This is a genomic window from Clavibacter lycopersici (genome assembly GCF_003576405.1).
Classification (GTDB): Bacteria; Actinomycetota; Actinomycetes; order Actinomycetales; family Microbacteriaceae; genus Clavibacter; species Clavibacter lycopersici.
Genome location: NZ_QWGT01000109.1, coordinates 1 through 9,130, shown reverse-complemented (window position 1 = coordinate 9,130; position 9,130 = coordinate 1). Strand labels below are relative to the sequence as shown.

The window sequence follows — 9,130 nt, the reverse complement described above, 5'->3', positions numbered from 1 at the left end:
GCCCGCCGCGTGCTTCACGAGCCCGAGCAGGTTGGATCCCGTCTGCACCAGTGGCCGGCGGACGTCGTGCTCGCCGAGCCCGTCGAGCTTCCACACGAGCGCCTCCCGCGCGAGGCGGAGGTGGCGGACGAGGTCGTCCCGGACGGCGTCGTCGCCGACTGCGCCCTCTCCGGACGGGGGCGTGGATGCGGGCTGCGCTGCGGTCATGCCGCGAGCATCCCAGGCACCTCCGACGCGCGTCCAGCCCGCAGGCCGCGCCAGACACCTGAAGGGGGGTGGCGTCCGGGACAGATCCCGCCCCATCGCCCGGGAGGATGGACGAGGGCATCTGCCCCGACGAGAGGGCCGCATGACCACCGACGACACGAGCGCGCATCACTCCGCCCCTCCACACGCGGATTCCGACCACGGGACGCGCGAGCTGCTGCTCGGGGGCTGTCGCGCGATCGCCGCCGGGATCGTCGAGGTCGTGACGCGGAGGCGCCGCCGGGTGGCTCTCTCCGCGGCCCTCGTGGTCGGCGTCGGCACGGCCCTGCTGTTCCGTTCCCTGCTCATCGGCGCTGACGACACCGACGGGGACGAGACGGCCCTCGCGGCTGCTCTCGGCCTCGTGCTCGGTTCGCTGGCGGGCGCGATCCCCCTGACGGCGTGGCTCACGCGCGCCTCGCGTCGCATCGGCTCCGCCACCGGAGCCCACCCGCACTGGAGGGACTCCGCGCTCCTGAAGCGGTCCGTGGACTCCCGAGGCCGCGTCACCCTCGCGCCGGGCTCGGCGGAGCGGGTAGCCGTCGAGTCTCGCCGGGCCATCGCCTCCGGCGCAGTCGGCGTCCCCATGTCCGTGATCCTGGTCGTCGCCGCGCTCCTCGCGACCCCCGTCCTGCTGTTCTCCGGGGTGACGGCCATCCAGATGCTCCTCGTGCCCTTCTACGCGCTGGTCTCCGCGTCGACCCTCTACGTGCAGTCCCTCGCCGCCGGCCGCATGGCCCTCCTCCGCGACGCCGCAGACGCCGAGCTCGCGCTCCCCGAGTCCGAGCGCAGCATCGCCCCGCCCGTCGACCCGCCGCACGGCAGCCGCCTGCCCTGACGAGCGGCACGTCCAGCGAGTTCCCCCGCACGGGGAATACGGTGGACGGCATGAAGGCGCTCCAGTACACCCGCATCGGATCCCACCCCGAGGTCGTCGAGATCGAGAAGCCCGTGCCCGGGCCCGGTCAGGTCCTCCTCCGCGTCACCGCCGCCGGCGTGTGCCACTCGGACGAGTACGTGATGGGCCTCTCGGAGGAGGAGTACCGCGCCGCCGGCTACCCGCTGCCCCTGACGCTCGGCCACGAGGGCGCGGGCGTCGTCGAGGAGCTGGGCGCGGGCGTCGAGCACCTCGCCGCCGGCGACGCCGTGGCGGTCTACGGGCCCTGGGGCTGCGGTCGCTGCCACGCGTGCGCCGAGGGCCGCGAGAACTACTGCGAGAACGCGGCTGCCGAGGGGATCCAGCCTCCCGGGCTCGGTGCGCCCGGCGCCATGGCCGAGTACATGATCGTCGACGACCCGCGCCACCTCGTGCCGCTCGGCGACCTCGACCCGGTCGAGAACGTCTCGCTCACGGACGCGGGCCTCACCCCGTACCACGCCATCAAGACGTCGCTGCCGAAGCTCGGCGCGGGCACGTACGCGGTCGTCATCGGCACGGGCGGACTGGGGCACGTCGGGATCCAGATCCTCCGCGCGCTCAGCGGCGCCACCGTCATCGCGCTCGACGTCACCGACGAGAAGCTCGAGCTCGCGCGCCACGTCGGGGCGCACCACACGGTGATCAGCGACCAGGACGCCGCCGATGGCATCCGCGCGATCACGGGCGGCCGCGGCGTGCAGGCCGTCTTCGACTTCGTCGGCGCGGACCCGACCATGGCGACGGCCCTGCAGGTCGTCGAGCCCGCCGGTGACGTGACCATCGTCGGCATCGGCGGCGGCACGATGGAGGTCGGCTTCGGGAGCATCGCGTTCGACGCCGCCGTGCGGATCCCCTACTGGGGCAGCCGCTCCGAGCTCATCGAGGTGCTCGATCTCGCGCGCTCCGGCCAGGTCACCGTCGAGACGCAGCGCTACGCGCTCGAGGACGGGCCGGACGCCTACGCCGCGCTCGCGGCGGGAACCGTACGGGGCCGCGCGGTCATCGTGCCGAAGCTCCCCAGCAGCTCGTAACCCCCGGCATCCCGGGGCGATGTCCGACTCCGACAGCGACACGCCGACCGCGCTGTGAGTATCCCTGGTGCGACGGCGTCGGCCCCATGGCAGGCTGTGACGTGGTCGCCCCAGAACCCGGCGCCGCGTCGCATCCCCGTGCGACGACGACAGACAGCGGCTCGCCGAGGCGGCCCGCTCCACCTGGCCGAGAGGCCACGGACGAACGAGCTGACCATGACAGACACCACCGCAGCCCCCCGGATCGTGCTGACCCGACCCAAGCGCGGAGGCGGGGCCAACCCCACCACCGAGTACTCGGGGCTCCTCAACACGGTTCGCGACGCAGGTCTCCTGAACCGCCGCGTCGGCTTCTACGTGCTCATGTTCGCCGGCATCACCGCAGCCCTGGTGGGCCTCGGCGTCGGCTTCGTGCTCCTCGGCGACAGCTGGTTCCAGCTGCTCATCGCCGCGGGCCTCGGCATCATCTTCACCCAGTTCGCCTTCCTCGCCCACGAGGCCTCGCACCGCCAGGTGTTCGAGTCGGGCAAGGCCAACGACATCGCGGGCCGCACGCTCGCCAACCTCTTCGTCGGCATCAGCTACTCGTGGTGGATGACCAAGCACTCGCGTCACCACGCGAACCCGAACGTCATGGGCAAGGACCCCGACATCGAGCGCGACGTCATCTCCTTCACCACCGAGGACGCCGCCCGCGCCAAGGGCATCTACGGCTGGTTCACGCGCCACCAGGGCTACGCCTTCTTCCCGATCCTCATGTTCGAGGGCCTCAACCTGCACGTCCACGGCTTCCGCACCGTCTTCGGACGCGGCAAGGTCGACAAGCGCTGGCTCGAGATCTCGATGCTCTCCACGCGCATCATCGCCTACCTGGCCGTCGTCTTCTTCTTCCTCCCCCTCGGCATGGCCTTCGCCTTCGTCGGCGTGCAGCTCGCGGTGTTCGGCGTGTACATGGGCGCCTCGTTCGCCCCGAACCACAAGGGCATGCCCGTGCTGCCGAAGGACTCCAAGGTCGACTTCCTGCGCCGCCAGGTCCTCACCTCGCGCAACATCAGGAGCACGTGGCTGACCGACATCTACATGGGCGGCCTCAACTACCAGATCGAGCACCACCTCTTCCCGAACATGCCCCGACCGGCGCTGAAGAAGGCCCAGGTCATCGCGAAGGAGTACTGCGCGACGCACAACATCCCGTACACGGAGACCACGCTGCTGGCCTCCTACGGCATCGTCATCGCCTACCTCAACCGCGTGGGCCTCTCGGCCGGCGGCGACCCGTTCGACTGCCCCGCATCGGCGGCGTTCGGCCGCTGATCCCGGCACCCCGCACCATCCGACGCCTCCCGCTCGCGCCGCCCTCCCGGGCCGCGACCGGGAGGCGTCGTCGTGCGGGGGCGAGCGTCCCGACTAGCGCCTGCCCCAGTCCCACGACGGCGAGCTGAGGAGACCCTGCCCCTGCAGCACGGTCTCGCCGTACGGCTTCTCCAGCACCAGCTCCCCTGCCGCGGCGTGTTCCGACACGGCCGCAGCCAGTCCCGGGGCGTGCGTCACCACGAGGATCTGCACGTCGCGCGACGCCGCCGCGATGAGCTCTCCGAGCGCGGGCAGCAGATCCCGGTGCAGGCTCGTCTCCGGCTCGTTGAGCACCATGAGCTCGGGCGGCTCCGTGGTGAGCAGCGCGGCCGTGAGCATGAGCATGCGCAGCGTGCCGTCCGAGAGTTCGGCGGCGTCGAGGACGCGGAGGATGCCGGGCTGCCGGAGGCCGAGCGACATGACGCCCTCCTGCGAGCGGATCACGATGGTGGAGCCGGGGAACGCCCGGTCGACCAGGGCGTCGAGCGCCTCGCCGTCCCCCCACTCCCGGATGGTCTGCACAGCAGCCGCGAGATCCGAGCCGTCGCTCGCGAGCACGGGCGTGCGGGTGCCGACGCGGGGCCGACGGGCGGGAGCGTCGGCGTCGGTGCGGAGGTGGTCGTAGAACCGCCAGCCGCTCATGCGCCGCCGGAGGATCATCGCCTCCGGGCTGGTGACGGCGTCGGCCACCTCGCTGAGGACGCTGAGGTGCGGCGGCACCATGGCGGGGACGTGCATCCACCCGTCGCCCTCGTCGCGGACGCGCACGTCCTGCCAGCGGCGCTCCAGCACCAGCGAGCGGGGGCGCGCCACCGGCCCGCTGAAGACCAGCTCGCGCTTGATCTCCGGATCACGGCCGAACATGGTGGGCGGCAGTGCGCTCGGATCGCGCTGCGGGATGCCCAGGTCGACGAGGTAGCCGAGGTCGTCGCCCGCGAAGCCCAGCCGCAGCGCGATGGGGCCCTTCCGCATGGTGCCCTGCACCTCGTGCTCCCCGTCGCGCATCGCGCGACTGAGCCCCTCGGGGCCGGCCCACAGCACCGCCTCGAGGCCGCCCTCGCGCGCGAGGGCGCCGACCGCCCCGCCCTGCGCCATGTCGGAGATCAGGCGCAGGGCCCGGTACACGTTGGACTTGCCGCTCCCGTTGGCGCCGGTGACGACGTCGAGGCCCGTGAGCGGGAGCGCCAGGTCGCGGACGGAGCGGTAGCCGGAGACGGCGAGGGTGCGGATCATGCCGCGACCCTCCCACGTGCCGCCGACAGCGCCACGGGAGCGCGGGTCAGGCGTCCTGCGGCACCCGCACGGTGAGGCCGCCGGGGAGCACCTGGATCTTGAAGCCCACGGCCCGGCCGAAGGGATCGCCGTCGAGCTCGATGTCCTCCTCCTTCTCGAGGCGGACGACGACCTCCTCGGCCGTCCGGTACTCGAGCGCGCGGACCTCCTTCTCGGGGCCCATGAGACGGCGGCCCGCGGCGGTGCGGCGGACGACGCCGTTCTCCCACGCGACCTTGAGCCAGATCTGGATCCAGCCGAGGATGCCCTCGGGGCGCATGAGGACGACGTCGAGGATCCCGTCGTCGACCGCGGCGTCCGGCAGCAGCAGGATGTTGGCGGGCAGCGATCCGCAGTTGCCGACGATGAGCGTGTGCGCGCGGCGACGGTGGACGCTGCGGCCGTCGAGCCGGTACCGCAGGCGCAGCTGGTCGCGGTCGCGGAGCGCCTTGAAGATCGCGTCGACGTAGGCGAGCCAGCCGACCCTCTTCTTCAGCTCCGAGTCGGTGTTGGCGAGCATCTTGGCGTCGATGCCGACGCCCGCCATCACCACGAACACGTGCTTGTCGCGGGTCTCGTCCTCGCGCAGGATCTCGATGGCGGCGAGGTCCACCGAGCGGTCGTGGCCGGAGAACGCCGCCTCCAGCGAGTGGTCCACGTCGTTGAGCGTGAGCTTGAGGTTGCGGGCCAGGAGGTTGCCGGTGCCGGAGGGCAGGAGGCCGAGAGAGACGCCGGATCCGGACATGCCCTCCGCCACGGCACGGACCGTGCCGTCGCCGCCGGCCGCGATGACCATGTCGACGCCGTGCGAGAGGGCCTCCTCCGCGGCGCCCTTGCCCGGGTCGTCCTCGCTGGTCTCGAACCAGAGGGTCTCCTGCCATCCGGCGACGCCCGCCGCATGGGCGACCTTGGTCTTGAGGGACGCGAGGTCGACCTTGATGGGGTTGTAGACGACGGCGGCACGACGGCCCGACCCGTCGTTCGACGCGGGCGAGGGTGCGGAGGCGGGGGTGGAGGTCGTCATCATGGTCACCCTACCGACGCGCGCGGCCCGCGGCCCGGTCGGGAGCCCCCGCGTGCGCCCGACGGCCCGGGACGACGGAGCCGACCCGCGCGCAGGGCGCGGGTTGGCTTCGTGGTGGTGCTGTCGGCGTCAGGAGCGCCGGGCCTCGTCCTCGTCGCCGAGGGGCTCGCGGAGCTCCGCCTCCTCGGGCTCGACCGGGTCGACCGAGAGCTGGAAGTGGTCGCCGTGCTGCTCGACGCCGTTGACGACGGCGTCGCGCATCATCTCGACCGCGACCTGGCGGCGCACGATGAGCGGATCCGTGCGCAGCTCCTTCCAGAGCGCGTAGCAGGCCACGAGCATCACGATCACGAACGGCAGCGACGCCACGACCGTGAGGTTCTGCAGGCCGGTGAGGGCCTCGGTGCCTCCCCCGCCGATGGCGAGCATGATCGCGGCGACCGCGCCCATGACGACGCCCCAGAACACGACGACCTTGCGGCTCGGGTGGAGCGCGCCGCGCTGCGAGAGCGTCCCCATCACGATCGACGCCGAGTCGGCGCCCGAGACGAAGAAGATCGCGACGAGCAGCATCACGAGGATGGTGCTGACGCCGGCGAGCGGGTAGTGCTCCAGCAGCTGGAACAGGGTGTTGTCGCTCACCACGGCGCCGTCGACGGTCATGTCGCCGTCGGTCTGCTGCGCGTGGATGGCGGATCCGCCGAAGATCGAGAACCAGATGAGGGCCACGATGCTGGGCGCGAGGAGCACGCCGACCACGAACTCGCGGATGGTGCGGCCACGGCTGATGCGCGCGATGAACATGCCGACGAACGGCGTCCACGAGATCCACCAGGCCCAGTAGAAGACCGTCCAGCTGGAGAGCCAGGCGCTCATCTCGTCGCCGCCGGTCGCCGCCGTGCGCGACGCCATCTCGGTCATGTCGCCGAGGTACGCGCCGAGCGTGGCGGGGATGAGGTTCAGGACGAGGAGCGTCGGGCCGACGACGAACACGAACACGGCGAGCACGACGGCCAGCACCATGTTGATGTTCGAGAGCCACTGGATGCCGCGCGCGATGCCCGAGACGGCCGAGAAGATGAACGCGATCGTGAGCACGACGATGATGCCGATGAGGAGCGGGGCCGTGGCCTCGTCCACCCAGCCGTTGAACTCCAGGCCCGCGCCGATCTGCGTCGCGCCGATGCCGAGCGAGGCCGCCGAGCCGAACAGCGTGGCGAAGATCGCGAGCATGTCGATGACGCGGCCCGCCCAGCCCTCGGTGCGCTTGGTGCCGAGCAGCGGCTGGAAGATGGAGGAGAAGAGCTGCTTGCGGCCCTTCCGGAAGGTGCCGTAGCCGATCGCGATGCCGGCGACCGCGTAGATCGCCCAGGGGTGGAGGCCCCAGTGGAACATCGCGGTGGCCATGGCCGTGCGGATCGCCGCCTCCGACTCCGGCTGCGTGGTGCCGGGCGGCGGGTTGACGAAGAAGCTCAGCGGCTCGGCGGCGCCGAAGAACATGAGGCCGATGCCCATGCCCGCGCTGAACATCATCGCGATCCACGAGACCGTCTTGAACTGCGGCTTCTCGTCGTCCGCGCCGAGCTTGATGCGGCCGTAGCGGCTCGCGGCCAGCCAGACGACGAAGATCACGAAGAAGCTCGCGGCCAGCACGAACAGCCAGCCCGTCTGGTTGATGACCCAGCTCTGCGCGGAGCCCGAGACGGACGCCAGCCCGTCCGTGCTCACGATGCCCCACACGACGAAGCCGACCGCGAGGACGGCCGTGACGCCGAAGACGAGACGGTCGATCTTCGGGTGCTCGGGCTCGTACAGGTCGACGGACCCGGTGAAGCGGGCCTCGAGGAGGCGGTGGTCGGAGTGGTCGCGGCGAGGCGGCCGGGTCCCGTCGGGACCCGATCTGCGCTTCGGGACCAGACGGTCGAGGAGGCGTTCTGCGGACGTGCGCGTGGAGGACATGGAGGGGATGGGCTCCTGTGGGGTCGAGTGGCGATGCGTCGCCGGCAGGGGGCCCGCGAGCGACCGGCCGAGTCTAGGCGGCGACCGCGGGATCGGTCGATTCGCCCTCGGCCCTTGCCATCGGCTATGAGGAGGGCTAGGCGCCGGTCCGATCCCCGCCGAGCGGGAGGGTGGCGGCCACGCGCGTGCCGTGGCCGAGCCGGCTCGCCATGCGCAGGGACCCGCCGTGCGCCGCGACCGTGCGCTCGGCGATCGACAGGCCGAGGCCGAGGCCGGGGAGGGCGCCGTCGCGGGCGGACTGCGCGCGGAAGAAGCGGTCGAAGACGTGACGCTGGTCCTCCTCGCTGACGCCGACGCCCGTGTCGGCCACGGAGAGCGCGACGTCATCCCCCTCCCGCGCGAGGACGACGTCGATCCGGCCCGACGGTGTGAACGCGAGTGCGTTGGACACCAGGGCCTCGACGACCTGGGTGAGCCGCTCCGCGTCGCCGTCCAGCACGATCCCGGGCTCGAGCCGCGCCTCCAGCACCAGGCCGCGCTCGGTGGCGCGCGCCGCCGCCGGGCGCACGACGGACTCGACCAGGGTCGTCATGTCCACCGGTCCGCGACTGAGGGCCGGGGCGTGGTCGGCGCCCGCGAGGAGCGATCCGATGATGGCCGACAGCTGCGCCACGTTCCGCTGGATCACCGCGAGCTCCTCGTGGATGCCCAGCTCGGCGGGATCGTGCAGCTCGTCGAGGAGGTCGAGGTAGCCGACGATGCTGGTGAGCGGCGTCCGGAGCTCGTGGGACACGGTGGCCAGGAACTCGTCGCGCACCTGCACGGCCTGCGCGAGGTCGGTCACGTCGTAGGCGCCGAGCACCGTGCCGGTCAGCTGGCCGGGCCGTCGTCCGATCGGTCGCACGCTGAGCACGAGGGCGCGCTGGTTGCCGGGCTCCCCCACCCAGTAGACGGGACCGTGCACCTTGTCGGCGTAGACCGCCTCCATCAGCACCTTGCCCTCGCGCGCCACCGGCGTGACGCGGTCGGATCCGTAGACGGACGTGGCCATGCCGGTCTCGTGGTCGTAGCCCGCGATCTCGAGGAGCGTGCGCACCGCGGCGTTGCGGATCACCGGACGGTCGTCCGCGTCGAAGAAGACGATGCCCACGTCGACGGCGTCCGCGACGTCGCGGATGGTCGCGGTCTGCTCGCGGGACTCCGCGAGGAGCCTGGCCTGGGCCGCGGTCGCCTCCGCGAGCTCGCGCTGGGCGCGGCGCAGCATCGCCGCCGCCTGCGCGGCCGCGCCGACCAGGAGGGCCGTGAGGAGCAGGCCGCCGACGAGGT

Annotated in this window: 8 protein-coding genes; 3 read left to right on the top strand and 5 right to left on the bottom strand. The window is 72.1% G+C overall.

What is annotated here, in order from left to right:
* Positions 1-207, bottom strand: a 207-nt coding sequence (locus tag DZG00_RS08785) for a mycothiol transferase (protein ID WP_119455540.1), incomplete at its 3' end; no start/stop codon positions are given.
* A gap of 142 nt (positions 208-349) precedes the next feature.
* On the opposite strand from DZG00_RS08785, the gene DZG00_RS08780 reads away from it, so the two are divergent.
* From DZG00_RS08780 to DZG00_RS08770, 3 genes are all read left to right on the top strand, one after another.
* Complete coding sequence (locus DZG00_RS08780; RefSeq protein ID WP_119381405.1) at positions 350-1,084, top strand: hypothetical protein; 735 nt, start codon at positions 350-352, stop codon at positions 1,082-1,084.
* Positions 1,085-1,134: 50 nt separating this feature from the next.
* Positions 1,135-2,196: an NAD(P)-dependent alcohol dehydrogenase gene (locus tag DZG00_RS08775; protein WP_119381408.1), complete on the top strand. Its 1,062-nt coding sequence runs from the start codon at positions 1,135-1,137 to the stop codon at positions 2,194-2,196.
* Between the two features lie 216 nt (positions 2,197-2,412).
* Positions 2,413-3,510 (top strand): fatty acid desaturase family protein, encoded by a 1,098-nt coding sequence (locus DZG00_RS08770; RefSeq protein ID WP_119381404.1) that lies wholly within the window; start codon positions 2,413-2,415, stop codon positions 3,508-3,510.
* Positions 3,511-3,603: 93 nt separating this feature from the next.
* Here the strand turns inward: DZG00_RS08770 and DZG00_RS08765 are convergent, their stop codons facing one another.
* The 4 genes from DZG00_RS08765 to DZG00_RS08750 all read right to left on the bottom strand — a co-directional run.
* Entirely contained in the window at positions 3,604-4,782 is a 1,179-nt protein-coding gene (locus tag DZG00_RS08765) for an AAA family ATPase (protein ID WP_119381403.1), read from the bottom strand.
* Between the two features lie 46 nt (positions 4,783-4,828).
* Positions 4,829-5,845, bottom strand: coding sequence for a diacylglycerol/lipid kinase family protein (locus tag DZG00_RS08760; protein ID WP_119381407.1), 1,017 nt, complete (start codon positions 5,843-5,845; stop codon positions 4,829-4,831).
* A 129-nt stretch (positions 5,846-5,974) separates the two neighbouring features.
* Entirely contained in the window at positions 5,975-7,804 is a 1,830-nt protein-coding gene (locus DZG00_RS08755; protein WP_119381402.1) for a BCCT family transporter, read from the bottom strand.
* A gap of 136 nt (positions 7,805-7,940) precedes the next feature.
* Positions 7,941-9,130 (bottom strand): sensor histidine kinase (locus DZG00_RS08750; RefSeq protein WP_147359957.1); only part of this gene is annotated, 1,190 nt, incomplete at its 5' end.